Origin of the sequence: Micromonospora sp. NPDC048999, from assembly GCF_040649295.1 — a bacterium.
Taxonomy (GTDB): domain Bacteria; phylum Actinomycetota; class Actinomycetes; order Mycobacteriales; family Micromonosporaceae; genus Micromonospora.
In genome coordinates, this window is record NZ_JBEZFI010000010.1 from 83,447 (window position 1) to 108,772 (window position 25,326).

The 25,326-nt window shown below is 72.9% G+C and carries 25 protein-coding genes and 1 riboswitch; of the genes, 4 read left to right on the forward strand and 21 right to left on the reverse strand.

Translation table 11 applies throughout. The annotated features are described in order from the left end of the window. Positions 1-63: 63 nt before the first annotated feature. Positions 64-153: riboswitch (ZMP/ZTP riboswitch) on the forward strand. Positions 154-171: 18 nt separating this feature from the next. Next, positions 172-1,608 carry a glycine hydroxymethyltransferase gene (locus AB0C02_RS14520; RefSeq protein WP_357548170.1) on the forward strand — a complete coding sequence of 479 codons (1,437 nt, stop codon included), beginning with the start codon at positions 172-174 and terminating at the stop codon, positions 1,606-1,608. Between the two features lie 109 nt (positions 1,609-1,717). Here AB0C02_RS14520 and AB0C02_RS14525 read toward each other — a convergent pair whose 3' ends face one another. The 6 genes from AB0C02_RS14525 to AB0C02_RS14550 all read right to left on the reverse strand — a co-directional run bounded on the left by AB0C02_RS14525 (position 1,718) and on the right by AB0C02_RS14550 (position 7,974). After that, positions 1,718-1,975, reverse strand: a complete 258-nt coding sequence (locus AB0C02_RS14525; RefSeq protein ID WP_357548172.1) for a hypothetical protein — start codon at positions 1,973-1,975, stop codon at positions 1,718-1,720. A 51-nt stretch (positions 1,976-2,026) separates the two neighbouring features. Next, positions 2,027-3,340, reverse strand: a complete 1,314-nt coding sequence (locus tag AB0C02_RS14530; RefSeq protein WP_357548176.1) for a PLP-dependent aminotransferase family protein — start codon at positions 3,338-3,340, stop codon at positions 2,027-2,029. A gap of 1 nt (position 3,341) precedes the next feature. After that, a complete protein-coding gene (locus AB0C02_RS14535) occupies positions 3,342-4,424 on the reverse strand; it encodes an alpha-hydroxy acid oxidase (RefSeq protein WP_357548179.1) in 1,083 nt (360 codons plus the stop codon). Next, positions 4,417-5,400 (reverse strand): alpha/beta hydrolase, encoded by a 984-nt coding sequence (locus AB0C02_RS14540; protein WP_357548182.1) that lies wholly within the window; start codon positions 5,398-5,400, stop codon positions 4,417-4,419. The genes AB0C02_RS14535 and AB0C02_RS14540 overlap by 8 nt, the downstream gene beginning before the upstream one ends. After that, the gene (locus tag AB0C02_RS14545) at positions 5,400-6,626 is read right to left on the reverse strand and encodes a cytochrome P450 (protein ID WP_357548184.1); all 1,227 of its coding nucleotides are present in this window, start codon (positions 6,624-6,626) and stop codon (positions 5,400-5,402) included. The genes AB0C02_RS14540 and AB0C02_RS14545 overlap by 1 nt, the downstream gene beginning before the upstream one ends. A gap of 64 nt (positions 6,627-6,690) precedes the next feature. Further along, positions 6,691-7,974 carry an SGNH/GDSL hydrolase family protein gene (locus tag AB0C02_RS14550; protein WP_357548340.1) on the reverse strand — a complete coding sequence of 428 codons (1,284 nt, stop codon included), beginning with the start codon at positions 7,972-7,974 and terminating at the stop codon, positions 6,691-6,693. Positions 7,975-8,214: 240 nt separating this feature from the next. Here AB0C02_RS14550 and AB0C02_RS14555 point away from each other — a divergent pair, with 240 nt between their 5' ends. Continuing rightward, on the forward strand, positions 8,215-9,786 hold the full coding sequence (locus tag AB0C02_RS14555) for an AMP-binding protein (RefSeq protein ID WP_357548186.1): 1,572 nt from the start codon (positions 8,215-8,217) through the stop codon (positions 9,784-9,786). Continuing rightward, positions 9,783-11,006, forward strand: a complete 1,224-nt coding sequence (locus tag AB0C02_RS14560; RefSeq protein ID WP_357548188.1) for an MFS transporter — start codon at positions 9,783-9,785, stop codon at positions 11,004-11,006. Before AB0C02_RS14555 ends, AB0C02_RS14560 begins: the two co-directional genes overlap by 4 nt. A gap of 4 nt (positions 11,007-11,010) precedes the next feature. Here the strand turns inward: AB0C02_RS14560 and AB0C02_RS14565 are convergent, their stop codons facing one another. Continuing rightward, positions 11,011-11,562 (reverse strand): dihydrofolate reductase family protein, encoded by a 552-nt coding sequence (locus tag AB0C02_RS14565; protein ID WP_357548189.1) that lies wholly within the window; start codon positions 11,560-11,562, stop codon positions 11,011-11,013. 149 nt (positions 11,563-11,711) lie between these two features. Next, complete coding sequence (locus AB0C02_RS14570) at positions 11,712-12,188, reverse strand: dethiobiotin synthetase (RefSeq protein WP_357548190.1); 477 nt, start codon at positions 12,186-12,188, stop codon at positions 11,712-11,714. A 108-nt stretch (positions 12,189-12,296) separates the two neighbouring features. Here AB0C02_RS14570 and AB0C02_RS14575 point away from each other — a divergent pair, with 108 nt between their 5' ends. Next, a complete protein-coding gene (locus AB0C02_RS14575; protein ID WP_357548191.1) occupies positions 12,297-12,989 on the forward strand; it encodes an SGNH/GDSL hydrolase family protein in 693 nt (230 codons plus the stop codon). On the opposite strand, the gene AB0C02_RS14580 is transcribed toward AB0C02_RS14575, so the two are convergent. From AB0C02_RS14580 to AB0C02_RS14640, 13 genes are all read right to left on the reverse strand, one after another. Continuing rightward, entirely contained in the window at positions 12,990-13,961 is a 972-nt protein-coding gene (locus tag AB0C02_RS14580) for a phosphotransferase (protein WP_357548194.1), read from the reverse strand. A 134-nt stretch (positions 13,962-14,095) separates the two neighbouring features. Continuing rightward, on the reverse strand, positions 14,096-15,451 hold the full coding sequence (locus AB0C02_RS14585) for a hypothetical protein (protein ID WP_357548197.1): 1,356 nt from the start codon (positions 15,449-15,451) through the stop codon (positions 14,096-14,098). Between the two features lie 3 nt (positions 15,452-15,454). Further along, positions 15,455-16,420: a transketolase C-terminal domain-containing protein gene (locus AB0C02_RS14590; RefSeq protein ID WP_357548199.1), complete on the reverse strand. Its 966-nt coding sequence runs from the start codon at positions 16,418-16,420 to the stop codon at positions 15,455-15,457. Further along, a complete protein-coding gene (locus tag AB0C02_RS14595; protein WP_357548201.1) occupies positions 16,420-17,391 on the reverse strand; it encodes a thiamine pyrophosphate-dependent dehydrogenase E1 component subunit alpha in 972 nt (323 codons plus the stop codon). Before AB0C02_RS14595 ends, AB0C02_RS14590 begins: the two co-directional genes overlap by 1 nt. Continuing rightward, on the reverse strand, positions 17,388-18,185 hold the full coding sequence (locus AB0C02_RS14600) for a DUF3050 domain-containing protein (RefSeq protein WP_357548202.1): 798 nt from the start codon (positions 18,183-18,185) through the stop codon (positions 17,388-17,390). Before AB0C02_RS14600 ends, AB0C02_RS14595 begins: the two co-directional genes overlap by 4 nt. 2 nt (positions 18,186-18,187) lie before the next feature. Beyond that, complete coding sequence (locus AB0C02_RS14605; protein WP_357548203.1) at positions 18,188-19,111, reverse strand: phytanoyl-CoA dioxygenase family protein; 924 nt, start codon at positions 19,109-19,111, stop codon at positions 18,188-18,190. Further along, on the reverse strand, positions 19,108-20,214 hold the full coding sequence (gene hppD / locus AB0C02_RS14610; protein ID WP_357548204.1) for a 4-hydroxyphenylpyruvate dioxygenase: 1,107 nt from the start codon (positions 20,212-20,214) through the stop codon (positions 19,108-19,110). Before hppD ends, AB0C02_RS14605 begins: the two co-directional genes overlap by 4 nt. 71 nt (positions 20,215-20,285) lie before the next feature. Then, the gene (locus AB0C02_RS14615) at positions 20,286-21,524 is read right to left on the reverse strand and encodes a beta-ketoacyl-[acyl-carrier-protein] synthase family protein (RefSeq protein ID WP_357548206.1); all 1,239 of its coding nucleotides are present in this window, start codon (positions 21,522-21,524) and stop codon (positions 20,286-20,288) included. Then, on the reverse strand, positions 21,521-23,188 hold the full coding sequence (locus AB0C02_RS14620) for a class I adenylate-forming enzyme family protein (protein ID WP_357548208.1): 1,668 nt from the start codon (positions 23,186-23,188) through the stop codon (positions 21,521-21,523). Before AB0C02_RS14620 ends, AB0C02_RS14615 begins: the two co-directional genes overlap by 4 nt. Next, entirely contained in the window at positions 23,185-23,700 is a 516-nt protein-coding gene (locus AB0C02_RS14625; RefSeq protein ID WP_357548209.1) for a beta-ketoacyl synthase chain length factor, read from the reverse strand. The genes AB0C02_RS14620 and AB0C02_RS14625 overlap by 4 nt, the downstream gene beginning before the upstream one ends. Continuing rightward, positions 23,697-24,815: a beta-ketoacyl synthase N-terminal-like domain-containing protein gene (locus AB0C02_RS14630; RefSeq protein ID WP_357548211.1), complete on the reverse strand. Its 1,119-nt coding sequence runs from the start codon at positions 24,813-24,815 to the stop codon at positions 23,697-23,699. Before AB0C02_RS14630 ends, AB0C02_RS14625 begins: the two co-directional genes overlap by 4 nt. Beyond that, positions 24,808-25,053 carry an acyl carrier protein gene (locus tag AB0C02_RS14635; RefSeq protein WP_357548212.1) on the reverse strand — a complete coding sequence of 82 codons (246 nt, stop codon included), beginning with the start codon at positions 25,051-25,053 and terminating at the stop codon, positions 24,808-24,810. The genes AB0C02_RS14630 and AB0C02_RS14635 overlap by 8 nt, the downstream gene beginning before the upstream one ends. Further along, a complete protein-coding gene (locus AB0C02_RS14640) occupies positions 25,053-25,319 on the reverse strand; it encodes an acyl carrier protein (RefSeq protein WP_357548214.1) in 267 nt (88 codons plus the stop codon). Before AB0C02_RS14640 ends, AB0C02_RS14635 begins: the two co-directional genes overlap by 1 nt. Between the last annotated feature and the right edge of the window lie 7 nt (positions 25,320-25,326).

The window sequence follows — 25,326 nt, forward strand, 5'->3', positions numbered from 1 at the left end:
GTGACGGGGCCCGGCGAGCAGTCGCCGGGCCCCGTCCGTCTCCGCAGCCCACCCGGTAGGATCGGCGCGGGCCGTGACTGGCGCGTGGGGATGGAGCACCATCGGGAAGCGGTCCCGTCGCAAGGACGCACGCCGAGCGCCTGGGCCTTCCGCACGTCACCAGGAGGTTCCATGTCGCTGAACGCCGAATCCACCGCCTTCCGCAGCGCGTTGGAGGTGATCCGCGCCGTCGAGCCGCGGGTGGCCGACGCCATCGGGGCGGAGCTGGCCGACCAGCGCGAGTCGCTCAAGCTGATCGCCAGCGAGAACTACGCCTCCCCCGCCACGCTGCTGGCCATGGGCAACTGGTTCAGCGACAAGTACGCCGAGGGCACCATCGGCCGCCGCTTCTACGCCGGCTGCCAGAACGTCGACACCGTGGAGGCGCTCGCCGCCGAGCACGCCCGGGAGCTGTTCGGCGCGGCCCACGCGTACGTGCAGCCGCACTCCGGCATCGACGCCAACCTGGTCGCCTTCTGGGCGATCCTGGCCGATCGGGTGGAATCCCCCGCGCTGAAGAAGGCCCAGGTGCGCCAGGTCAACGAGCTGACCGAGGCGGACTGGTTCGCGCTGCGCCGGGAGCTGGGCAACCAGCGGATGCTGGGCATGTCGCTGGACGCCGGCGGCCACCTGACCCACGGTTTCCGCCCGAACATCTCCGGCAAGATGTTCGACCAGCGCAGCTACGGCACCGACCCGGTCACCGGCCTGGTCGACTACGACAAGGTCGCCGAGGCGGCCCGCGAGTTCAAGCCGCTGATCCTGGTCGCCGGCTACTCGGCGTACCCCCGTAAGGTCAACTTCCGGATCATGCGGGAGATCGCCGACGAGGTCGGGGCGACCTTCATGGTCGACATGGCCCACTTCGCCGGCCTGGTCGCCGGCAAGGTGTTCACCGGCGACTTCGACCCGGTGCCGCACGCGCACATCGTCACCACCACCACCCACAAGTCGCTTCGCGGCCCGCGCGGTGGCATGGTGCTCTGCGGCCCGGAGCTGGCCGACCAGGTCGACCGGGGCTGCCCGATGGTGCTCGGCGGCCCGCTGCCGCACGTGATGGCCGCCAAGGCGGTCGCCCTCGCCGAGGCCCGCCGCCCCGAGTTCGCCGACTACGCGTCGCGCATCGTCGACAACGCCCAGGCGCTCGCCGACGGGCTGCTGCGCCGGGGGGCGAAGCTGGTCACCGGCGGCACCGACAACCACCTGGTGCTGATCGACGTCTCCGGGTACGGGCTCACCGGCCGGCAGGCCGAGCAGGCGCTCCTCGACTCGGGCATCGTCACCAACCGCAACAGTGTCCCGCAGGACCCGAACGGCGCCTGGTACACCTCCGGCATCCGGGTCGGCACCCCGGCGCTGACCAGCCGGGGCCTCGGCACCGCCGAGATGGACGCCACCGCCGAGCTGATCCACACCGTGCTCACCCAGACCACCCAGGGGTCGAACCCGGACGGCACCCCGTCGAAGGCCAAGTACGTGCTCGACCCGGCCCTGGCCGACAAGGTGAGCAAGCAGGCCAGCGAGCTGCTGACCGGCTTCCCCCTCTACCCCGCCGTCGATCTGGGCTGACCGGCCCGCGGTCCCCGATGCCCCGCCCGGCCCGCCGAGCGGGGCATCGCGGTCCACCGTGACTCCTCCGCCACCGCCACCGCTCGTCAACGGCGGTGAGGCAAAGACCCTACCGGCGCTCCAGCGGGCGCTTGAGGTAGTAGCGGTGCACCTCGGTGCTGCCCTGGACGTTGTTCACGTCCTCGGCGGCGTTGACCAGCTCCCAGCCCTCCCGGCCGACCCGGTTGAGGTGTGCGACGGCGGTGTCGCCGTACGGGGTCACGTCGACGCGCGACCCGTCCGGGCCGTACCAGACGAACGAGACGGTGAACTGTCGGCCCTGCCCCTGATACCGACGGACCAGCAACGCGTACTCCCAGTAGACCATCCGTCCATTATCTACAAAAAGATCAGTTGGCGCGACGGCGAGGCCGCGGTGTCATGCCGGCGCAGAGAACGCGGCCAGTTCGGCGGTGACCAACGCGGCGAGCCGGTCCAGGCCCAGGTCGATCTTCTCCGGGGTGACCGCGCTGACCGACAATCGCAGCGCGTTCACCGGCGTGCTGGCGTCGTAGAAGTGGGCCATCGGCGTCCACAGCACGCCATACTCGCGAGCCGAGCGGTGCAGCAGCGCGTCGTCCACGTTGAACGGCACGGTCACCACCACGAAGAAGCCACCGGCGGGCACGTTCCACCGCACCGGACCGCCGGCCGGGAAGCGCCGGGCCAGCCCATCGACCATGTGCCGCAGGTTGCGGGCGTACGCGGCCCGTTCCCGGACGTTCGCCGCGACCAGCGAGCAGTCGTGGGCCAGCAGCGCCCCGCCGATCACCGCCTGGGCGATCGGTGAGGTGTTCACGGTGACCATGCTCTTGATCTTGGCAAGCTGGTCGGCGAGCGGGCCGACGGTCCCGTCGGAGCCGGCCACCCGCTGGTCGGCGACAACGTAGCCGACCCGGGCCCCGGGCAGCACGGTCTTGGCGAACGAGCCGAGGTAGACCACCCGGCGGCGGGTGTCCAGCGCCTTGAGCGTGGGCGGGCGCTCGGTGTCCGTGGCCGGGAAGAGGCCGTACGGGTTGTCCTCGATCAGCAGCAGGTCCTCGTCGGCGGCGAGGTCGAGCAGCCGCCGCCGCTGGGCCAGGTCCATGCTGACCCCGGACGGGTTGGCGAAGTCCGGCATCACGTAGCAGGCGCGCGGGCGCAGCCCCTCGGCCCGGGCCCGGCGCAGCTGTTCGCGCAGGTCGGTCAGGTCGATCCCGGCCGGCCCACCGGCCACCGGGCGCACCGGCAGGTCGACCAGGCGGGCCGCGCCGGTCAGCCCGACGTACGTGGGGGCGACGGCGAGCAGCACGTCCCGAGGCCCGGCCCGCAGCGCCCGCAACACCAGGAACATCGCCTCCTGGCAGCCGACGGTCACCACGATCGCCTCCGGGTCGACGGTGAGCTGCTCGTCGACGGCGAGGTTGCGGGCGATCAGGTGGTGCACGATGCCCTTGGTCCGGCCGTACTGCAGCAGCGTCCGGTCGACCTGGTCGGGGCTCAGCCCCAGATCGTCGGCGAGGTGCCGGCGGAAGGTGTCCAGGTACCGGTGCAGCACGGCGGAGTCGAAGAACTCCTCGTACGGCCGGCCGGCGGCGAGCGACACCGCGTCCGGGTAGTGCTGCGCCACCTCGTTGAGGAAGTTCATCGAATTCAGCGCGGGATCGTCGACGGCGGCGTGCAGGCTGTCGACGGTCAGGTCAACCGGCTGCACGTCAACCTCCGATCAGGGTGCGCAGGTGCCGGGCCGCCGCCGGGTCGGCGCAGCCGGTGAGGGTGAGCGCGTCGCGCAGTTCGGCGGCGAGCAACGCCAGGGCCGCCTCGGCGCCGGCCCGGCCACCGGCCGCCAGCGCCCACAGCAACGGCCGGCCGACCAGCACGCCGGCCGCGCCGAGCGCGAGAGCGCGCAGCACGTCGGTGCCGTTGCGCACGCCGCTGTCCAACAGCACCGCACACCGCTCCCCGACCGCCGCGACCACCTCGGGCAGCACGGCGACGGCGGCCGGGGCCCCGTCGAGCTGCCGGCCGCCGTGGTTGGAGACCACCACCGCGTCCACGCCGGTCTCGGCCGCGCGGACCGCGTCGCGCGGGTCCAGCACCCCCTTGACCAGCAGGGGCAGCGTCGTACGCGCCCGCAGCCAGGCCAGATCGGCCCAGCTCAGCGCGGGGGCGAAGACGGCACTGGTGTGCGCCGCGACCGCGGACACCCCGGGCGTGCCCTGGTGAGCCAGCTCGTCGCGGCCTTCGGGCAGGTTCGCCGCGCTGACGTGCGGTGGCAGGGCAAAGCCGTTGCGGACGTCGCGCAGCCGCCGGCCGAGCACCGGCACGTCGACGGTGACCATCACCGCAGCGCAGCCGGCGCTGTGCGCCCGGTCCAGCAGGTCGGCCACCAGGCCCCGGTCGCGCAGCCAGTAGAGCTGGAACCAGACCGTGCCGCCGGCCGCGGCGATCTCCTCGATCGGCGTGCTGGACAGGGTGCTCGCCACGTAGGGCACCCCGGCCGTCCGGGCGGCGGCGGCCAGGGCCGGCTCCCCGTCCGCGTGCAGCAGCTTCTGGTACGCCATCGGCGCGACCGCCACCGGCATGGCGTACGTCCCACCGGGCAGCACGGCGTCGGTGCGCGGGCGGTCCACCCCGGTCAGCACCCGAGGCAGCACCGCCACCCGGTCCAGGGCCGCCCGGTTGCCCGCGAGGGTGGTCTCCGTGCCGCTGCCGCCGTTGACAAAGTCCCACACGGCGGCGGGCAGCACGGCCCGGGCCAACTCGGCGAAGTCGGCCAGGCTGATCGGCTCAGCCATGGTCCGCCCCGCCCACTGTCGCGCCGGCCGCCGAGGTGGCCGGGTCCAGCCCGAACCGGTCACGCAGGAAGGCCGCCGCCTGCTCCTGCGCCCGCCGGCCCGCGTCGAACACGCCCGGCATGGCGAAGAAGCCGTGGATCATCCCGTCGTACCGGGTCGCCTCGGTGGGCACACCGGCCTCCCGCAGCCGCGCCGCGTACCGCTCCCCCTCGTCGCGCAGCGGGTCGTGTTCCGCGGTGATGACCAGCGCCGGGGGCAGCCCGGACAGCTCCTCGGCGAGCAGCGGCGAGGCGAGCGGGTCGGCCGCGTCGGCCGGGTCGGCGAGGTAGTGCCGCCGGTACCACGCCACCGAGTGCCGGTTGAACAGCAGCGAATCCTCGTCGTCGGCCGGACCCGGGCCGGGCCGCTGGTCGGTGTTCGGATAGACCAGCAGTTGGGCGGCGAGTCGGGGACCACCGTCGGCGCGGGCCAGCAGGGTGACCGCGGCGGCCAGGTTGCCGCCGGCGCTGTCCCCACCGACGGCGAGCCGGTCCGGGTCGATCCGGTACTCGTCGGCGTGCCCGGCCAGCCAGCGCAGCGCGGCGTGGCAGTCGTGCACGGCCGCCGGGAAACGGTGTTCGGGGGCCAGCCGGTAGCCGACGGTCACCGTCTGGCAGGGCGTGGCGTTGGCGAGCCGGCGGCAGATCCCGTCGGCGGTGTCCACGCTGCCCAGCGTCCAGCCGCCGCCGAAGAAGTAGACCAGGGTGGGCAGCGGGCCGTCGCCGGCCGGCCGGTGGATCCGCACCGGCAGCGGCCCTCCCGGGCCGGGGAGGTGGGTGTCGCGTACCTCGTGAACCGGCTCGACCGCGCCGGCGCCGGCGCGGATCGCGGCGAGGTCGGCGGCGCGGGCCTCGGCCAGGGTCTGGGTGTAGAGCGGCGCGGTGGCGGCGGACGCCCGCGCCGCCCGCCACGCGACCACCTGCGGGTCGAGCGCCATCAGTGCTCCCGGCCGTCGGCGGTGACGAAGAGCTTGTCGATGCCGCGCAGGAACAGGCTCCCGCTGTACGTGTAGGGCTGGGTGACGGCCAGGTCCGGGAAGCGGGCGAAGAGCCGGGGCAGAGCGAGGCGCCCCTCCAGCTTGGACACCGCCGAGCCGAGGCAGAAGTGCAGCCCCACCCCGAAGGCGAGGGAGGGCGGGCCGGTGCGGTGGGGGTCGAACCGGTCCGGGTCGGGGAACCGGGCCGGGTCCCGGTTGGCGGCGGCGATCAGCAGCAGCACGTCCTCGTCCTGCTTGACCGGCACCCCGCCCAGCTCGGTGTCGTACGGCGCGGAGCGGGCCAGGAAGTGGACCGGGCTCTCCATCCGCAGGATCTCGTCGACGCAGCCTCGGGCGAGGGCGTCGTCGCCGGGCAGCGCGGCGACCAGGTCGGGGCGGGCCAGCAGCAGCGGCAGCCCGTTGCTGAACATGTAGACGGTGGTGACGAAGCTGGCGTTGAACAGCACGATGAGATTGCTGATCAACTCTTCCTCGGTCAGCTCCATGCCGCCCGCGTCCAGCACCTCGACCAGGCCGCTGATCAGCTCCTCGCCGGGCTGCCGGCGCCGGTGGGCGATCAGGTCACGGTAGTAGGCGCGCAGCTCCTCGGCGGCCTGGTTGGCGCGGGCCACCCGCTCCGGGGTCTTGCCCGCGACGTCCATGTACTCGTCGATCCAGTCGACCCGCTGCCGGTACCAGGCCAGATCCGCCTCGGGCAGGCCGATGAACTCGGCCATCACCAGCGCCGGCACCGGGTAGGCGAAGTCGGCGACGAAGTCCACCTCGCCGCCGTCGGCGCCCGCCTCGGCCATCCGGTCCAGCCGCTCCTCGACGATCCGGACGATCACCGGCTCCAGCGCGCCCAGCCGGCGCGGCGTGAACGTCTTGGCGAAGACCGCCCGCATCCGGGTGTGGTCAGGCGGGTTGATGAACATCATCGAGGACAGGAAGGTACGCAGGATCTCCTGCTCCTGCCAGCCGGGCGGAGCCCCCTTGTACCAGGCGGGGTCGCGGAGCACCTGGTCGACCACGTCGTACCCGCCGGCCACCGCGGTGAGGGTGCTCTGTGCGGGGCGGTTCGGGAGAGCGCTGATCGGCGCCTGCTCGTGCAGGGCCGCGTACCACGGATAGGGATTCTGCCGGCCCTGCTCGCTGTACAGGCCGGTCAGGATCTGACCAACGTCCACTTTCTGGTGCCTCCCCGGAATCGGCGCCGGGGGCGGCGTGGGTCGCACGCCGCCCCCTGCGATGTCACAGATCGAGCAGCTTCAGCGGTACGGCGTCCGCCATCGCCTTGTTGCCGGTGTCGTTCGGGTGGATGTGGTCACCCGAGTCGTACGCCGGCAGCAGCCGGCTGGGGCGCCCGGGGTCACGTAGCACCTTATCGAAATCGATCAACCCGTCGAACTCCTTCGCGCCCTGGCCGCGCAGCCAGGAGTTCACCGTCTGCCGGGTGGCCTCCTTCTCCGGCGTCCACACGCCGGGACCCCCGTTGCCCTCGTACGGGGTGAGGGTGCTGACCAGGCTGGTCAGGCCGCGTGCCTGGACCTGCTGGTTGATCTGCCGCAGCGAGGCGATGATGCTCTCCGCGCTGTCGCCGTTCATCCAGATGTCGTTGATGCCCAGGTGGGTGATGACGGTCCGCACCCCGGTCTGCGGGAAGACGTCCTCGTTGAGCCGGGCCAGGGCGTTCGGGCCCAGCTCGTAGTAGCCGGGGAAGTTGTCCGCGCCGGGCTCCGGCCCCTCGTGGTTGAGTCGGTTGCCGGCCAGGCTCATGTTCAGCACGCCCGGCTGGTGCACCTCGGGGCGGGAGGTGATCAGCCGGCCGGCGAGCAGGTCCGGCCAGCGCTTGTTGGCGTTGACCGTGCTGCCGTTGCCGTCGGCGATCGAGTCACCGAAGACGACCACCGCGCCGGGCGTCTTCTTGCGTTCCACGTCGATGCCGGACAGGAACATCCAACAGCAGTCGGGCCTGGTGGTGAAGCCCGCGCCGCCCGCCGCGGTGGTGAGGTCGTTGGCGCCGATGAAGTTGGTGGACCGGGACTGGCCGTGGAAGGTGACCGGGCCGGTCAGCACCGGGAAGTACAGGGTGACGATCAGGTCCTCCTGCTCGCGAACCCGGAAGCCCACCGGGTCGCTGAGCAGCTCGGCGCCGCGGTTCATGGTGGCCGAGGTGGCGCCGTTGAAGGTCAGCTCGCGCAGGCTGGCCGGGTCGATGTCGGACAGGTCGTTGACGGTGGCGGTGTTGGGGCGGGCGATGGTGGCGTGCCCCACCTTCACGGCCTTCTCGCCATAGATGTTGGTCAGCCGCACCCGGAGCCGATCCCCGCCCACCGAGGTGTGCACGATCATCCGGATGCTGTGGTTGTTCAGGCCGGTGTCGGTCAGGCCGACGTTGTTTCCACGGGTCACCGCGGTGGCCCAGCTGGCCGCCCACTCCGCATTCCCCTTCGGGGCGCTGTCGGTGTCGGCGGGGCCGGCGCTCGCGGTGACGGCCGGGGCAGTGGCGATCAGCAACGTCGCGGCGACGGCTATGACGTGCCATCTCTTCGGGGTCGACATTGAACCTCCATCGTTGGCGGCCCGGGGCACGGTCCCATCGACGGCACCGCCCGGACGATGGACCGGAAACTAGCCGCCGCCGGTGAAGAGCGTCAATCAACCTGATCGACATGATCAAATGTCCGGGGGGTGCGGTCGGACGCCGTTCGGCTCTGTCCACGCCGGACCTGCGGTGCCTAGTCTCGATGCCTGGATCACGATGGGGGCGCTGCGATGACTGATCAGCCGAACTACGTGCACCAAGCGCTGAATCTCCTCGCCGGCTTCGGCGATCGGGAGGCCCTCGTCGGCGGGGGCCGCCGGCTGACCTACCCCCAGGTCGCCACCGAGGTGCGCGGCCTGGCCGGCGCGCTGCTGCGGCACGGCGTACGCCCCGGCGGCGCGGTGCTGGTGATGCTCGGCAACACCGTGGAGTCGCCGCTGCTCCAGTTGGCGCTGCACCTGCTCGGCTGCCGGAGCATGTGGATCGCCCCGGTGACCTCCCGACGGGAGATCGACGAGTTCGTCGCCCTGGCCCGCCCCGACGCCTTCGTCCACGACCCGCGCGCCACGGACTCGCTCGGCGCGGAGATCGCCGCTGGGCTGTCCGGCGTACCGGTGCTCTGCCTCGGGCCCGGCGGCGTGGGGCCCAATCTCACCGCCCGGGGGCCCGCACCGGTGGAACTGCCCGCCGAGGTGCCGGCGCCGGAGTCGTTCCTGCAGACCAGCGGCACCACCGGCACCCCCAAACTGGTGCACCACCGGGAGAGCTTCTACCGCCAGATCCTCGCCCTGGCCGCCGACTTCCGGACGGCCGGCTTCCCACTGCTGCGGCACCTGTCGCACTCGCCGATGTGGCTGGCCAGCGGCCAGATCACCACGCTGTTCAACCTGTTCACCGGCGGGGTGCTCTTCCTGCGCGAGCGGTGGGACCCGGCCGCGTTCATCCGTACCGTCGACGCCGAGCGGCTCACCTCCACCTTTGTCACCCCGCCGATGCTCTACGAGGTGCTCGACCACCCTGCCCTGGCGGGCGCCGACTTCTCCGCCATGTTCATGTTCAACGTGGGCGCCGGGCCCGCCGCGCCCGCCCGGCTGCGCCAGGCCATCGCCCGCTTCGGCCCGTGCCTGCGCATCGTGTACGGGCTCAGCGAGGCCGTGGTGATCTGCGCGCTGCCGGGGCTGACCGACGACCCCGAGCACCCGGAGCGGCTGCTGTCCTGCGGCCGGCCGTACGGGGACGTGACGGTCCAGATCCGCGACGCCGACGGCCGGGTGCTGCCGCCCGGCTCCGACGGCGAGGTGTGGGCGCGTACCAAGCTCAGCTTCGCCGGCTACCACGGCCAGCCCGAGCTGACCGCCGAGACGCTCGTGGACGGCTGGGTGCGCACCCGCGACATCGGCCACCTGGACGCCGACGGCTATCTCTACCTGGTCGACCGGCTCCAGGACCGGATCCTCACCCGGCAGCGGAGCTGGCCGATCTACTCCCGCCCGATCGAGGACGCGCTCGCCGCCCACCCGCAGGTACGCGCCGCCGCCGTCATCGGCGTGCCGGACCCGGTGGCCGGGGAACTGCCGTACGCGTACGTGGTGCCGGCACCGGGGGCCACGGTGACCGGGGACGAGCTGATCACGCTGGTCACCCGGGAACTGAGCGAGACCTGGGCTCCCGGCGCGGTGGAGTTCGTCGACGCGCTGCCGCTGAACCGTTCCGCGAAGGTGGACAAACGCGCCCTGCGCGCCCGGTACGCCGCCGCACGCCCCGCCGACACCGATGCGACGACGATCGGCACCCGGGCGTGAACCCGCGCCGGGAGCTGTACACCCTGGTCGGGGCCGACCTGCTGTCCAACCTGGGCACCCGGATCTCGGTGGTGACCATTCCCTGGCTGGTGCTGGAGACCACCGGCAGCCCGACCCGGATGGGTCTGGTCGCGGCGGCGGAGACCCTGCCGTACATGCTCTCCAGCGCCCTGGCGACCCCGTGGGCCGACCGGTTCGGGGTACGACGTACCGCCGTCACCGTGGACGCGGCCAGCGCGGCGGCGATGGCGGTGGTGGCGCTGGCACCCTGGCTGGGGTTCGGTGCGTTGGTGGCGCTGGTGGCGGTGGCTGGCGGCCTGCGCGGTATCGGCGACCGGGTCAAGCACGTGATGTTCAAGCCCGCCGCCGAGCGGGCCGGGGTGCCGCTGATCCGGCTCACCTCCGCCTACGACGGGCTGGTCCGGGGGTTGATGCTGTTCGGGGCGGTGCTCGGCGGGCTGCTCATCGACTGGGTCGGGGTGACCCGGGCGATCTGGATCGACTCGGCCACCTTTGTGGTGTGCGCACTGCTGATCGGCCTGCTGGTCCGCCCGCCCGCACCCGCGAACCCGGCCCCCCGGGAAAGCTACCTGCGCGCGCTGCGCGGCGGCTTCGGCTACCTGCGAAGCGACCGGACGCTGCTGACCATGCTGGTGGCGGTCTCGGCAACGAACATGTTCGCCACCGCCAGCGTCGCGGTGTGGATCCCACTCTGGGTCAGCCGGGTGCTCGGCGACCCGGCCGGATTCGGCCTGGTGCTCGGGGTGTTCTCCGGCGGGGCGCTGCTGGGCAACCTGCTCTTCACCGTGGCCGGGCCGCGACTGCCCCGCCGGGCGATGTTCGCGCTCGGGCTGGCGCTCAGCGGGGCGCCCCGGCTGGTCACGCTCGCCCTCACCGACCGGTTGGCGGTGGTGCTCACGGTGACGTTCGTGTCCGGCATCGCGATCGCCACGGTGAACCCGCTGCTCGGCGCGGCCCTCTACGAGCGGGTGCCGGAGTCGCTGCAGACCCGGGTGCTGGGCATCTCCGGCTCGGTGGCCTTCGTCGGCATGCCGGTCGGCGCCCTGGTCGGCGGCTGGTCGGTGGCGGCGCTCGGATTGTCCCCGGCGCTGTTGGTGATGGCGGTGACCTGCCTGGTGCTCACCGTGGGGCCGCTGCTGCTGCCCCGGTCGCGGGCCGACCAGCCGGAGCCGGAACCGACCGTGTCCACGCCGGCCTGAGCGGTCAGCGGTAGCGCAGCAGCACCACCCCGTTGCCGAACCGGCGGGTCTCCGTCAGCTCGAGGTCGAGCGTGGTGCCGGCGGGAAACAGCGGCCTGCCACCCCCGACGACGACCGGGTGCAGGTAGATGCGCCACTCGTCGATCAGCCCGTGCCGGGCGAACTCGGCCGCCAGCTCCGCCCCGCCGAGGATCAGGTCACCGCCGGGCTGCTCCTGGAGCGCCCGCACTTCCTCCGGCACGACCTCGCGCACCACCGTGGCGTTCCAGTCGGCCCGGTCCAGGGTGCGCGAGTAGACGATCTTCGGCATGTCCCGCCAGATGGCGGCGAAGTCTTGAGTTGTCGCGCTGGCCTGCGGATCCTGGTCGGCGGTGGGCCAGAACCCGGCCATCAGCTCATAGGTGCGCCGGCCGTCCAGGAAGGCCCCTGCGGTGCGCAGCTCGTCGTTGAAGTGCTGGTGCAGCTCGTCGTCGACCCGGTGCCAGCTCAGGTCATCCTTGGGCCCCTCGAAGAAGCCGTCGAGCGAAATCGACATCCACACGATGATCTTGCGCATCTCGCACCAATTCGCTCGGCGGGCGGGAGGCCAGTCTGCCAGGATTCCGGCGTGGGCATCCCCCCGGCGCGCGGCCGGGCCGGTGCGTTTGCTCCGCGACCAGGGACCGCTGGGCGCACGGTCGACCAGGGTCGTGACAGTCGTTTCGATCAGCGCCGCGCGCCGAGCGCGGCCGCGACCGCCGCCTCGGGGGTGTCCACGTGGACCGGCCCCGCAACCGGGTAGCCGTGGGCGTCGAGGACCTGCCAGCCGCCGAGCACCACCACCGGGATAGCGCCCCGCCGCAACGCCAGCGCCATCTCGCTGAGCGTTCCCCAAGAGCCGCCGACGACGATCACCGCGTCGGCGCTCCACACCAGGATCGCGTTACGCGCCTGCCCCATGTTGGTCGCCACCGACGCGGACACGTCGCTCTCGCCCGGGTCAGTGCCGTCGTCGGGGCGTACACCGATCACCAGGCCGTCGCGGGACCGGGCGCCGGCAGCGACCGCGGCCATCACCCCGCCGCCCCCGCCACACAACACGGTCACTCCACGCCCGGCCAGCAACTCCCCCACCCGCCGCGCGCCCGCCACCTCAACCGGCGTCGCCTCCGCCGGCCCACACACCGCCACCTGCACCCGCATCCCTCCATTGCGGCCGGTGATCATGAGGTTGGCCGCACGACACGCCGGTTGGGAGACCGCCAACCTCATGATCGACGGGTCGGGGGCGGGTGGGTTAGCGTTTCGGGGGTGGGAGCGGTGTTGGGCGAAGCGTCGGATCCATGGTGTTTGCGGCCGGGCGAGGCCGAGGAGCTGTTGCGGGGGCATCGGTGGCGGCGGTTCGTGGTGCTGGGCGACAGCGTGGCCGAGGGGATGTGCGAACCGGTCGACGGCTATCCCGACCTGCAGTGGGCCGATCGGATCGCCGCCGAGTTGCGGGCGGTCCAGCCTGAGCTGGCGTACCTCAACCTGGGGCGGCGCGGGCTGCGCGCGTACGAGGTGCGGGCGACGCAGCTGGCGCCTGCGCTGGCATACCGGCCGGACCTGGCGCTGGTGGTCTGCGGCGGCAACGACGCCTTCCGGTCCGGGTACGACCCGGACGCCGTGGACACCGAACTCACGGTGATGGTCACGGCGCTACAGGATGCCGGGGCGGACGTGATCACGGTCGGCATGTTCGACGTCTCGCACAGCCCCGCCGTGCCGGCGACGCTGCGGGCCGGCCTTGGTGAGCGGATGCGCCTGCTCTCCACCCACACCGGCCGGCTGGCCGAGCGGCTCGGCACCCTGCACGTACACCTGACTGATCATCCGGCCGGTCCGGAACCATCGATGTACAGCAGCGACGGCCGGCACGGCAGCGCCCGCAGCGACGCCATCGCCACCGCCGAAACGCTGCGGGTGCTGGACACCCGGCTCGGCGCGTCCGCCGACCGAGGGTGATCAACGGGGCAGGACGCGGGCCAGGACACGGCGGGTGGCCTGGTCCGCGATGAACTGCGCGAAGGCGCGGTCGGGGAAGTCGCCATCGAGTAGGCGTAGTGGGCCCTCCACCAGGGACAGATCCAGCGCCAGACGGTAGAGACGCAGACGGGCCTCGTCCAGGCTGTCGACCGCCAGGTGGTGGTAGGTGTCGCCGAAGCGCAGCCGCAGGAAGGCGTGCTCCCACTCCGGGTCGAAGTACATCGCGCCTTCGATGTCGATCAGCACCGGCCGGTCGCGGTCGTCGACCAGGACGTGATCGGGGCCCAGCTCGCCGTGGATCAGCGCGTACCCGGTCCGGGGCGCCACGGCGGCGTACGCGGTGTCGACCAGCGCGGCGATCCGGTCCCGGGCCGCGGCGATGCGGGGCACCCGGCGGGCGCACTCGGCCAGGTGGCGCAGCGCCCGGTCGCGGACGACGGTCTGCGGCGGTGGCGCGTCCGCGGGCGCGAGGGTGAGGGGGCGGCCGTACCGGTCGCCGCGCCGGTCGTGCAGGGCACGCACCAGCTCGGCCAGCAGGGCCAGCACGGGCGCGGCCCGGCCGGGATCGCGGGCGTGCAGGGCTTCCAGGTTTCCGCCCCGGACGTCCTCCACGATCGCCAGGTCACCCCGGCTACGGTCGAGCAGCAGGATCTCGGCTACGCGAACGCCGGCTGCGGTCAGCTCGCCGTGCGCGGCAAGGAAAAGGTCGAGGCCACTGGCGGGGGCCAAGGGCCCGGTCGTGTCCTCGTCGGTGGCAGGCCACCAGTTCTCGGCGTCGTCCCAGCAGTGCAGGACACAGCTCGTCCCGTCGTCCAGGGTGAGCCGGTAGACGCCCTTCCTCGTACCGCCGGCAAGGCGCGCCACCTCCCGCAGCGTGCGCGCTCCGCCGTACACCTGGCGCACTAGCGCGCCCACTTCCCCGCGGTCCAGCCGCCCCCGCACCCCATTCACCGGCGCATTCTGCCCGGTACCCGGCTCAACGTCGAGCTGCGACCCACGCACGCCGATCAAGGAGTTTGCGTCAGCCGGAGCCCGGATCCTGACGCAAACTCCTTGATCAACGTGGCAAGAGTGGGGTGGGAGGGTCAGTCGGTGAGGAGGATGCCGGTCATGAGGACGCCGCGGGCCAGATTGAGCACCTGCTCGCAGCCGGGGTAGCCGACGCGGGCCAGGGCGCCGGAACCGGTCCGGCCGAACAGGTACGGGGCCAGGCTGTACGGGACCACCGCGCTGACCGTCTCACCCGTCTCGATCTGCACGAAGTCCATCGCCACCCGGTCCGCCTCGTGGTAGCGCTGCAGGATGTTGCCGCCCGCGTCGATCGCGGCGCGTACGCCGTCCTCCCAGGCCACCGCGCTCATCTCCCGGCCGATGAGCACCCCGTGCCCGGCCGAGCCACCGGCCGGTTTCGCCACCAGGTCGGCCTGCTCGGCGAGGGCCCGGTCGAGTTGGTCGGCGGTGAGCGCCACGGTGTGCGGCACGTACCGGCGGATGAGCGCCTGGTCGGTCGTGGAGAGCAGGTCCAGGTCCTCCCACAGCCAGGCGTAGTTCAGCTTGTTGCTGAGCAGCCAGGCGGCGCTGCTGACGTACATCGGCAGGGTGCCGGCGGCCAGGGCGTCGGCCACCGCGTCCACGCCGGAACTGGGGGTGACGCGATTGGGCACGAAGAGCCGGAACAGCGCGTCCACCGGGGCGCCGCCCACGACCAGCCGCTTGTCGTCGCTCAGGGTGCAGGTCTCGACCGGGGCGATGATCAGGTCGATCCCGAAGTTGCGGGCCCGGTCGGCGAGCGGGGACAGGATTCGGAGGAAGTCGTCCGGGGTCTCCAGCCCCGGGTAGTCGGCCTCGAAGTCCAGCAGCAGCGCCACCCGCGCGCCGTCGGCCAGCCCGAGGGTGTCCCGGATCGCCACGAACCGCTGGTCCAGCAGGGACGGTGCCGGGCGCGCCGACAACCCGTCCAGCAGGCCCTGCTCTCGGTAGAGGTCGGCGTACCGGTGGATGACGGTGTCCGCGTCGAAGCCGCCGCCGAGGCTGCTGTCGATGTTGTATTCGACGATGCACGGGACCCCGCCGGAGAACAGCACGTCCGGCCGGTACGCGGCGAGCAGCCCGTCGTGCAGGACCTCGTCCTCGTCGAGCAGCCGGGTCTCCCCCTGCGGCACGCCGAGCTTGCGGCGCAGCTCCCCCGCGGTCCGGGCCCGCCGCTGGCAGGCCTCGAAAATGAGCTGGACGATCCGGTCGCACACCTCGTTGAGCTCGCGGAACGCGTCGGCGGTGAGCGCCGGCGGCCGGGCCAGCCGCCACTGCTTGTTGTACGAGGCGCAGCCGTAGAAGATCTTCTCCCAGGCCTCGGCGCCGGCGGCGACCATCGCCGTACGGGTGGATTCGGGAAGGTCGATCCAGGGCTGCCCGAGGGGCGGCCAGGCGTAGTTCGGGTCCATCGGTCATCCGTCCTTCAGGGTCAGTTGGATAGCGGCGGTGAGCTGGTCCCGGCCGGGCTGCACGGCCTGGTCCAGGGCGGGCGCGAAGGGCAGGACGGCGCCGTCCGGGCGGGTGACCCGGCGGGGCGGCGCGGCCAGCCGCACCCGCTCGACCACGGTCGCGATGATCTCGCCGGCGATGCCGCAGGACCGGTTGGAGTCGTCCATCACGACGAGACGCCCGGTGCGGGACACCGACTCGACGAGCCCGTCCCAGTCGAACGGGTAGAGCGTCCGGGGGTCGAAGACCTCCACCGACGCCTGGTCGGCCAGTTCGTCGGCGACGGCGAGCGCGTCGTGCACCAGGTGCCCGACCGCAACCACGGTGACGTCCGCGCCCGGGCGGCGCACCACGCCCCGCCCCAACGGCACCGGCGTGAACTCGTCGACGTCGGCCCGCACGTCGAGGGCCCCGGCGGGGGCGAACACCACCACCGGGTCGGCGCAGCGGATCGCCGACACCAGCAGCCCGTACGCGTCGGCCGGGGTGGCCGGGACCACGGTGGTCACCCCGACGTGGGCGAACAGGCTGTACGGGTGGTCGGAGTGCTGCCCGGCCCACCCGGTACGGGAGCCGGACCCGGGCACCAGGTAGGTGACCGGCACGGCACACTGCCCCCCGGTCATCAGCGGGAACTTGTGCGCGTGGTTGACGATCTGCTCGAAGACCAGGAACAGCAGCGACGAGATCTGGAACTCGATCACCGGCCGCAGCCCGGCCAGCGCGGCGCCGGTGGCGAAGCTGGTGAACGCCTGCTCCGACAGCGGGGTGTCGATGACCCGCTCCGGCCCGAACTTCTTCAGCAGCCCGGAGGTGACGTTCGCGGCGGCCACCCGGATGTCCTCGCCGAGCAGGAAGACCGACTCGTCGCGGGTCATCTCGTCGGCGAGCGCCCGGGTGAGCGCCCTGCGATAGGAGAGCCGGGGCATCAGCCACCTCCGGTCCGGGCGGTCAGCCCACTGGCGTACAGGTGCTCCAGAGCCCCGGCCGGGTCGGGTGCGGGGCTGGCCAGGGCGTACTCGACGGCCGTGGCCAGGGTCGCCTCGACCTCGGCGTCGACGGACTCCCGCACGGGAAGCGGCAGCCGGGCGCCCTGGATGTCGACCGGGTCACGGGAGCGACCGGCGGCCACCTCCTCGGGCGGGCGGTAGTCGAGGCGTACCACGTGTTCGAAGGTGTGATGGGCGTCGAAGCGGTAGGTGCGGGCCTCCAGCAGCTCCGGTCCGCCGCCGGCGCGCATCCGGTCGACGGCGGCGGCGGTGGCCGCGCGTACCTGCTCGGGGTCCTGCCCGTCGACGGCGGCGGCCTGGATGTCGAACGCCTCGGCGCGGCCGGCGATGGTGCCGGCGACCGCGCCGGCGACCGGCATGGTGGTGGCGTAGCCGTTGTTCTCGCAGACGAACAGCACCGGCACCCGCCAGAGCGCGGCCAGGTTGAACGCCTCCAGCAGCATCCCCTCGTTGACCGCGCCGTCGCCGAAGAAGGTCACCCCCACGAGGTCGTCGCCGCGCCGCCGGCGCGCCCACACCGCTCCGGTGAGGATCGCGCCGGCGGCCCCGACGATGGCGTTGGCGCCGAGCACCCCGACGCCGAAGTCGGCGGCGTGCATCGACCCGCCCCGGCCCCGGTTGAGCCCGGTGACCCGGCCGCACAGTTCGGCGAGCATCCGGGCCGGATCGGCGCCCTTCGCGAGCACGTGCCCGTGCCCGCGGTGGGTGCCGGTCACCAGGTCGTCGCCGCGCAGTGCCGCGCAGACCCCGGCGGCGATCCCCTCCTGCCCGAGGTACGGGTGGATGCCGCCGACGATCTCGCCGGCGCGGACCAGTTCGATGGCCCGTTCCTCGAAGCGGCGGATCAGCCGTACCGTGCGGTAGAGCCGGACCGGGTCGGAGTCGGTCACGCCGGGCGACCCTCCTTGATCGCGGTCAGGATGGCGTCCCAGAGCCGGGCCCGGGCCGCGAGCGCGTCGTTGACCGTGTCCGCGCACTCCTGCCACTTCGCGTCGTCGTCGCCGCAGAGATCGGCGAGCATCTGCATGGCCATCGGGGTGTGCTGCTCCCCGTCGACCTCGATGTGCCGCTCCAGGTAGTCGACGAACTTGTTGAGCCGTCGGCTGCGCTCGTTGACCGCGACTACCTGGGTGAACATCTCGGGGATGAGGTCCTCCCGGCCGAACGCGAAGGCCGCCGCCTGGCAGTGCACCGGGGTGCTCTCGATGATCCGCCAGGTGGTGCCGGCGAACGCCGCGGACGGGCCGGGCACCCCGGCCTCGGCCAGCGCCTCGGTCACCGGCCGGCCCGCGCGTAGCAGGTCGACCAGCTTGTCCACCGCCGTGGTGTCCGCGCCGGCCTCCGCCATGCCCTGCACGTAGAGCTCGAAGTGGCTGATGTAGCCGTCGCCCAGCTCGTCGCTCTCCTCCACCATCACGATGTCGTTGATCAGGCGGCGGCTGCCGGTCGGGCCGGTGGGGATCCACGGCACGGTGACGCAGGTGAGCTGGCGCTGCAACGACTTGAGCAGGGACATGAAGTCCCAGACCGCGAAGACGTGGTGCTCCATGAAGGTGACCAGCGCGTCGTGGGTGTCCAGGTTGGCGTAGAGCGGGTGCTGGACCACCAGGTCGCGGCGCTCGGTCACCGCCCGTTCCAGCCGCTCGATGCCCGGGTGCGTCTTACCCCAGTCGTACCGTGACATTGTCAGCCTCCCTGCTGGGCGCGGTCGCGCCAGATGACCGGACAGAATTCGGGGTCCGCGTAGTCCGGCCGCCCCTCGTGGGTGCGCCGGACCAGCACGTCGTGGTTGTAGGCGGCGAGCGTGCCGTCGGAGAGCGGAAACTCCCGCCAGGCGTTGCCGCCGTCCTGCAGGTGCAGCGAGATGGCCCGCCGGGGCCGCCCGCTGACGTTCGCGCCGCTGCCGTGGTAGGTGCGGCAGTGGTGGAAGTTCATGTGCCCCTTGGGGATCAACATGGGGATCTTGCGGATCTCCGCGTCGTTGTACGCGGCGTTCTGGGCGAGCATCTCCTCGAGCTGGTCGCGGTTCCGGTCGGCGAAGTGCCGGACCACGGTGTCGTCGGCGCCGATCTCCCGCCAGCGGTGCGACCCATCGACCATGGTGATGGTGCCCATCTCCTCCCCGCAGTCGTGGAAGGGGATGAACGCGGTGAGCATGTTCTCCGACGACGAGGACGCCCAGTAGTGCTTGTCGAAGTGCCACGGCACGATGTTGGACGGCTCGCCGGAGATCGGCGGCTTGTAGATCAGCGTGGACTGGAAGACCCGGATCTCGTCGGCCTGCGCCAGCCGGGCGGCGACCGCGCCGATCAGCGGCTTGCGCAGGATCCGGCTGATCGCGTCGTGCTCGTAGTGCACGTAGTCGTTGTGCCGCTGCACGTCGCCCTTGCCTGGTTCCCAGTAGGCCAGCTTGGGCGGCCGGACGGGCAGCCGGCGGTCGCGCTCACCGGCGTAGTAGCGGTCGGTCGCCGCGACGAGCTGGTCCACCTCGTCGTCGGTGAGCAGCTTCTTCGACAGGTACCAGCCGTGTTCGGCGTAGTGACGCACGTCGGAGTCGGAGGGCAGCAGCGCCTCCTCCTCGGCGGTCAGGGTCGGATGGGTGATGGTCATGCCCCAGCTCCTTCTGCCGTGCCGGCCGCGACGGCGGGGGTCGCCCCCGCCGCGGCCAGCTCCCGTTCCTTGGCCTCGTAGAGCGCCTTGATGTTGCCGCTGCCGAAGGTGGTCGCCCCGCGCCGCTCGATGAGCTCGAGGAAGAGGGTGCGGCGCACGTGCATCGACTCGGTGAAGATCTGCAGCAGTTGGCCGCCGTGGTCGGAGTCGACCAGGATGCTCAGGTCGCGCAGCCGGTCCAGCGGCGCGTCGATCGGCCCGACCCGCCGCTCCAGGTCGTCGTAGTAGGCGGCCGGGGTGCCGGCGAAGCGCACGCCCCGATCGGCGAGGGCGCCGACTGCGGTGACGATGTCGTCGGTACGCAGCCCGAGGTGCTGCACCCCGGCGCCGGCGTGCCAGCGCAGGAAGTCCTCGATCTGCCCCGGCCGTCGGCTGGTGTCCGGCTCCAGCAGCACGACGGTGACCCGGCCGGACGGGCTCTGCACCACCTTCGAGTTCATCGCCTGCCCGGCGACCTCGACGTGTTCCTCGAAGGTCTGGGTGAAGCCGAAGACCTGCTCGTAGTGCCGTACCGTCTCGTCGAGCTGGCCGGGCGGCACGCAGACCGCCAGGTGATCGATCTCGGCGAGCAGCTTGTCGTCGCCGCCGGGCGGCAACGGCTCGATCGCGCCGGGCAGGAACTCGGACCGGTCGCCCCGCCGCTGCACCAGGCGGTGCAGCACGTCCCCGAAGCCGCCGACCTCGGCGATCACCACCTCGGCGTCCGCGCCGGTGAAGGTGCGCGGCGGGGTCACCCCGGTCGCCCCCCGGTCCACCAGCTCCGCGTACGCCCCGGCGACGTCGTCGACCTCCAGGGCCACCACGGCGATGCCGTCGCCGTGCCGTTGCACGTACGTCGAGGCCGGGTGTTCGGCGGTCAGCCCTGTGGTGAGCAGCATCCGGATGTCGGCGTGGGCCAGCAGCAGCGAACGCTGGTCGGTCAGCCCGGTCTCGGGTCCACCCTGTCCGCGCAATCGGAAACCGACCGCGGTGCGGTAGTAGTAAGCGGCCTGCCGGGCGTCCCCCACGTACAGTTCGATGTGGTCTATGCCGTTGATGTCCATCTGTCAGCCCTCTCCGATGTCCCCCGTGCCTGCCGGCCCCGGACGCCCCTGGCCCGGGATGGAACGTCGGATCACCTCCCCGCCCCGGCGGCCCGCCTGAGCAGCAGGCTGACGTTCTGGCCGCCGAACCCGAACGAGTTGGTCAGCGCGTACTCGGCCCGGGTGGTCCGAGGCGTGCCGCGGACGTGGTCCGCCTCGCAGTCCGGATCCGGGTCGTCGAGGTGGTAGGTGGGCGGCAGCAGCCCCCGGCCGAGCGCGAGCGCGGTGGCCGCCGCTTCCAGCACCCCGGAGGCGCCGAGCAGGTGCCCGGTGAGCCCCTTGGTGGAGCTGACCGGAACCCCACCGACGCCGAAGACGTCGGCGAGGGCGGTGGTCTCGACGATGTCGCCGAGCTTGGTGCTGGTGCCGTGCGCGTTGACGTAGCCGACCTGGGCCGCTGCCACCGCCCCGCCGGCCAGGGCGCGGCGCATGCACTCGGCCGCCCCGGCGCCGTCCGGTCGCGGCGCGGTCGGGTGGTATGCGTCGGTGTTCACCCCGTAGCCGGCGACCTCGGCGTAGCCGGTGACGCCCCGGGCGGCGGCGTGCTCGGCGCGTTCCAGCACCAGCAGCGCCGCCCCCTCGGCGAGGACGAACCCGTTGCGCCGCTTGTCGAACGGCCGGCTGGCCTCGGCGGGGTTGTCCCAGCCCCGGGCCAGGGCGCGGGCGTTGCCGAAGGTGTCGGCGAAGGTCGGGAAGAGCGGCGCCTCGCTGGCTCCGCAGAGCACCACGTCGGCCTCGCCGGCCCGGATGAGGCGTACCGCGTCGGCGACGGCCTGGGCGCCGGACGCGCAGGCCGTGCCCACCGACGAGCTGTAGCCCCGGATGCCGTGGGCGATGGCGATCCGCGCCGACGGCATGTTCGGCAGGATCCCGGTGAGCAGGTACGGGCTGACCGCCGCGCGTCCGCGCGCGGCCCGCGCGAGGACCTGGCTCTCCAGGGTGGACATCCCGCCGACCCCGCCGACGATCACGCCGATCCGGTCCGGGTGGACGTCCCGCCCCACCTCGATGCCGGCGTCGGCGAGCGCCTCGGCGGCCGTGATCAGGGCGAGCAGCACGACCCGGTCGAGCACCTTGGTCTCCGGCCCGGACGCGACGCTGCGGGGGTCGATGTCCGGCAGCACCCCGGCCACCTCCAGGCAGTCCCGCGCCGGGTGCTCCTCGGGTGGGCGGCGCAGCCCGGAGCGGCCGGTGGTGAGCGCCTCGAAGGTCTCCTCGGCGCCCCGACCGGCCGGGGTGAACAGCCCCATCCCGGTAATGACGGCGGTCATGAGGGCGCCTCGGTCAGGTAGCGCTCGCGCAGCGCCACCTTGCGGACCTTGCCGGTCACGGTGACCGGGATGTCGTCGGGGCGGACCGGCACCACCCGGCGCAGGGTCGCGCCCACGTCCGGCCCGAGCGCGGCGCGGACCCGCTCGGTGCGGTCCTCCGTCGGGTCCGCCCCGGCGGCCAGTTCGAGCAGCACATCGGTGACGACTACTCCGGGTCGCGGCGTGGCGTCAGACACGCCGAGCAGGAGTGGTCGCTCGATCGTGTCGTTCTCCTTGACCATGACCACGGTGCAGTCGGTGACGTCGGGACAGGCGGCCAGGACCCGCTCCTCGGACAGTGCGGTGAAGAAGCGCTTCCCGTCGCCGGCCTCGACCGAGTCGACGGCCCGGTCCAGGTGGTAGTAGCGCCCGTCGGTGTCGGCGCGGACCAGGTCGCCGGTGACGTACCAGCCGCGCAGCCGGAACCGGTAGGTGGTGACCGAGTCGTTCCAGTAGCCGCGGAACAGCGACGGCGAGTCGATGCCGAGCCAGCCGACCTGCCCGGGTGGCAGCTCGTTGCCCTCCGCGTCGAGCACGGCCACCTTCGTGAACCGGTACGGGCGGCCGATGCAGCGGCCATACCGGTCGGTGTCCACGGTGTGGGTGATGTGGAACATCGAGTGCCCCATCTCGCTGGAGCCGAGGCCGTCGATGAAGACCGAGCCGGGCACCCGGGTCACCCCGTCGCGGGTCATCACGTCCCGCGAGCCGACCTTGACCAGCCCGCGTACGTGCGGCTCGTGCGAGCAGTCACCGGTGTTGAACCACAGCCGCACCGAGTCCAGGTCGTACGCGGACAGGTCGAAGCGGGCCAGTTCCGCCCAGGTGACCGAGAAGCCGAAGACGCCGTCCGGCCGCCACCGTTGGATGGCTTCCAGCACCTGCTCGCCGCCCTGCTCGGAGAGGAGGAACATCTCCGCCCGGTTGCCCAGCGCCTGGTTGACCATCAGCACCGTCGCGGTGTGCGGGGCGGGCAGCGCGTTGAGGATCCGGCTGGTGCCCTGCGCCTGCGGCATCGACAGCAGGTGCCGGGTGGCGGCGAAGAGGCTGGCGTGCGAGTGCAGCACCGCCTTCGGCACCCCGGTGGTGCCGGAGGTGTGGGTGATGACGATCGGATCGTCCGGGTGGTGCCGGTGGTGGGCCGGCGCGGCGGCCGGGTCGCCGGTGCCCGCCTCGGCGGGCTGGCCGAGCAGCGGGGCGCCCAGGTCGTGCCCCTCAAGGGCCTCGGCGTGGGCGGCGTCGGCGAGCACCCCGGCGGCCCGCAGCCGGCGGATGTACTCGGCGGCGATCTCCGGGCGCAGTCTGCCGTTCATCAGCGCGGGGATCGCGCCGAGCCGGGTCAGCGCCAGGAACGACAGCACCATGTCGGCGGCCGTGCCCGCCCAGACGGCCACCGGGTCGCGGGGTTTCACCCCGCGCTCGTGCAGCCAGCCGGCCCGGGCGGCGACCCGTTCGTCGAGTTGGCCCAGGGTCAGCGGGTGCTCGGCCGGGTGGCCGTCGACCGCCGTGTCGAAGGTGAGCCCCGGCCCGTCCGGGTCGGCGCCGTGCGCCAGCACCCGGGCGAGCACGTTGCCCGCGCCCAGCTCGGTGTCGGCGGCCAGCGCGCCGCGTATTCCCTTCCTCATGGGTCTGTTCCCTCCCCCAGCAGCACCGCGACCGCCTCGCCCGGCGTACCGTCGGATGCCTGTTCGACAAGGACCAGCAACACCTCGTCGGCGTCGCCGTCGTACCGCAGCAGTTCGGCCTCCGCGATGCCGTCGGCCCGCGGATCGCCGGTCGGGCTCAGGCAGACCACCGGGCCGTCCAGCCCCCAGCGCGCCGCGACGTGCCCGGCGACGCTGTTCGGCACCGACTGGAAGAAGAACAGCGGGCCGACCCGACCGCCGCCGGCGACGGTGGCCCGGACGTGTTCCGCGCTGGCCCGGTCGCCGCTCGCGCTGAGCAGCACGACCGCCGTCCGGTTACCCGGCGGCAGGGGGCGGTCGCCGTACCGGCGGCCCAGGCACCGCTCGGCCACCGCCGCCACCACCGGCGGAAACCCCGAGTGGACGAACCCCGCCACCGGGGTCGGTGCCCCGTCCCCCGCCTCCGGCCACCGCGCCTCGGCGAGTACCTGGAGCCCGGCCGCCCCGGTCACGGTGCACCGACCAGGAGGGCGGTGTTGGCGCCGCCGAAGGCGGCGTTGAGGGTCAGGGCGTACGGGGTGGGGGTAGGGCGGGGGGCGTCGGTGATGACGTCCAGGGGGCAGGCCTCGTCGGGGGCGAGGAACCCGGCGTTGACCGGCAGCTTGCCGTGCCGCAACGCCAGCACGGTGACCACCAGTTCGAGCAGGCCGGACGCTTCGAGGGCGTGCCCGTGCACGGACTTGGTGGAGCTGACCGGGAGCCGGTCCGCCAGGTCGCCGAACACCCGGCGCAGCGCCGCCGCCTCGGAGGCGTCGCTGTACGAGGTGCCGGTGGCGTTGGCGTTGACGTAGCCGACGGCCCCGGCCGGCAGCCCGGCCCGGCGCAGCGCCGCGTCGACCGCCCGGGCCAGCCCGCGACCGTCGGGGTCGGGCTGGCAGGGGTGGTACGCGTCCCCGGCCCGCCCCCAACCACGCACCGTGGCCAGCGCCGGGGCGCCGCGGCGTACGGCGGCGGTGGCCGACTCCAGCACCACCGCGACCACCCCGTCGCCGAGCAGCAGCCCCTGCCGTCCGGCGCTCAACGGGCGGACCGCCCCGTCCGCGGCGAACGCCCGGCCGGCGTCGAAGAGCGCGTACTGGTCCGGCTCGACCAGGTAGCCGGCCGCGACGACGACCCGGTCCAGGTCGCCCCGGCCGATCAGCGTCGCCGCGTCAGCGACCGCGGTGCTCGCTGAAACGCAGGCGGTGGTGTAGACCCGGGTGCGGTCGGCGAGCCCGCCGCGCCGGGCCAGGTGGCCGGCGAGCGCCGGCGTCTCCGGCCCGCCACCGGGCAACGAGGGCGGTCCGCCGTGGGTGGCGAGGAACAGCGCCGCCTCCGCCCGCCCGGCCCGGTCCAGCCCGACGGTCCGGCAGGCGACGTCGACCGCGTCGGCCAGTTCGTCGGCGAGGGTGCCGACCTCCGGCAGGGTGGCGGCCACGGTGACCCGACGGCCGGTGGTGTCGAAGCGGCGTACCGGCGCGAACGCCGGGGTGCCGGCGAGCACCCCGGCGAGCAGCGCGTCGGCGCCCCGACCAAGGGCGCTGAGCGCGTGAACGCCGGTGATCTGGACCTGCTCCCGCTCAACCATCGGCGGGTACGGTCAGCGAGGTCTGGAACACCGCCAGGGCGTCGTCGACGGTGCGGATGCCGGCGAGCTGGTCGTCGGTCAGCTCCATCCGGCGGTCGTAGCGTTGCTCGACCAGGTGCACCAGCCAGGCCAGCTCCATCGAGCCGACCCGGTCCGACACCTGGTCGACGGGTTTCGCGGTCAGTTCGGCGAGCATGCTCACCAGGTCAGCTCGCCCCAGGTCGGGCTGACCGGCCATCAGACGGCGTCGCTCTTCGCGCCGGCCGCCCGGTCGGCGACCATCGTGGTGAACTCGCCGACCGTCATCAGGGCCAGCTGCTCCGACTCGTCGTCGGCGAACTTCAGGGCGTACCGGTCCTCGACCCGGACGGCGAGGTCGGCCAGGGCCAGCGACTCGAGGTCGACGCCAGAGGGGCCCAGGGTGGTGTCGTCGTCGACGTCCTCGACGTCGTAGTTCATGTCGGCGAGCTGCTCGATGACGAAGGCGCGGACCTCATCTCGCATGGCGTTA

Coding starts and splice junctions, on each gene's coding strand:
- AB0C02_RS14520 (WP_357548170.1), top strand. CDS start 172: ATGTCGCTGAACGCCGAATCCACCGCCTTCCGCAGCGCGTTGGAGGTG.
- AB0C02_RS14525 (WP_357548172.1), bottom strand. CDS start 1,975: ATGGTCTACTGGGAGTACGCGTTGCTGGTCCGTCGGTATCAGGGGCAG.
- AB0C02_RS14535 (WP_357548179.1), bottom strand. CDS start 4,424: ATGGCTGAGCCGATCAGCCTGGCCGACTTCGCCGAGTTGGCCCGGGCC.
- AB0C02_RS14540 (WP_357548182.1), bottom strand. CDS start 5,400: ATGGCGCTCGACCCGCAGGTGGTCGCGTGGCGGGCGGCGCGGGCGTCC.
- AB0C02_RS14555 (WP_357548186.1), top strand. CDS start 8,215: ATGACTGATCAGCCGAACTACGTGCACCAAGCGCTGAATCTCCTCGCC.
- AB0C02_RS14565 (WP_357548189.1), bottom strand. CDS start 11,562: ATGCGCAAGATCATCGTGTGGATGTCGATTTCGCTCGACGGCTTCTTC.
- AB0C02_RS14570 (WP_357548190.1), bottom strand. CDS start 12,188: ATGCGGGTGCAGGTGGCGGTGTGTGGGCCGGCGGAGGCGACGCCGGTT.
- AB0C02_RS14585 (WP_357548197.1), bottom strand. CDS start 15,451: ATGGACCCGAACTACGCCTGGCCGCCCCTCGGGCAGCCCTGGATCGAC.
- AB0C02_RS14590 (WP_357548199.1), bottom strand. CDS start 16,420: ATGCCCCGGCTCTCCTATCGCAGGGCGCTCACCCGGGCGCTCGCCGAC.
- AB0C02_RS14600 (WP_357548202.1), bottom strand. CDS start 18,185: ATGTCACGGTACGACTGGGGTAAGACGCACCCGGGCATCGAGCGGCTG.
- AB0C02_RS14605 (WP_357548203.1), bottom strand. CDS start 19,111: ATGACCATCACCCATCCGACCCTGACCGCCGAGGAGGAGGCGCTGCTG.
- hppD (WP_357548204.1), bottom strand. CDS start 20,214: ATGGACATCAACGGCATAGACCACATCGAACTGTACGTGGGGGACGCC.
- AB0C02_RS14615 (WP_357548206.1), bottom strand. CDS start 21,524: ATGACCGCCGTCATTACCGGGATGGGGCTGTTCACCCCGGCCGGTCGG.
- AB0C02_RS14620 (WP_357548208.1), bottom strand. CDS start 23,188: ATGAGGAAGGGAATACGCGGCGCGCTGGCCGCCGACACCGAGCTGGGC.
- AB0C02_RS14630 (WP_357548211.1), bottom strand. CDS start 24,815: ATGGTTGAGCGGGAGCAGGTCCAGATCACCGGCGTTCACGCGCTCAGC.
- AB0C02_RS14635 (WP_357548212.1), bottom strand. CDS start 25,053: ATGGCCGGTCAGCCCGACCTGGGGCGAGCTGACCTGGTGAGCATGCTC.
- AB0C02_RS14640 (WP_357548214.1), bottom strand. CDS start 25,319: ATGCGAGATGAGGTCCGCGCCTTCGTCATCGAGCAGCTCGCCGACATG.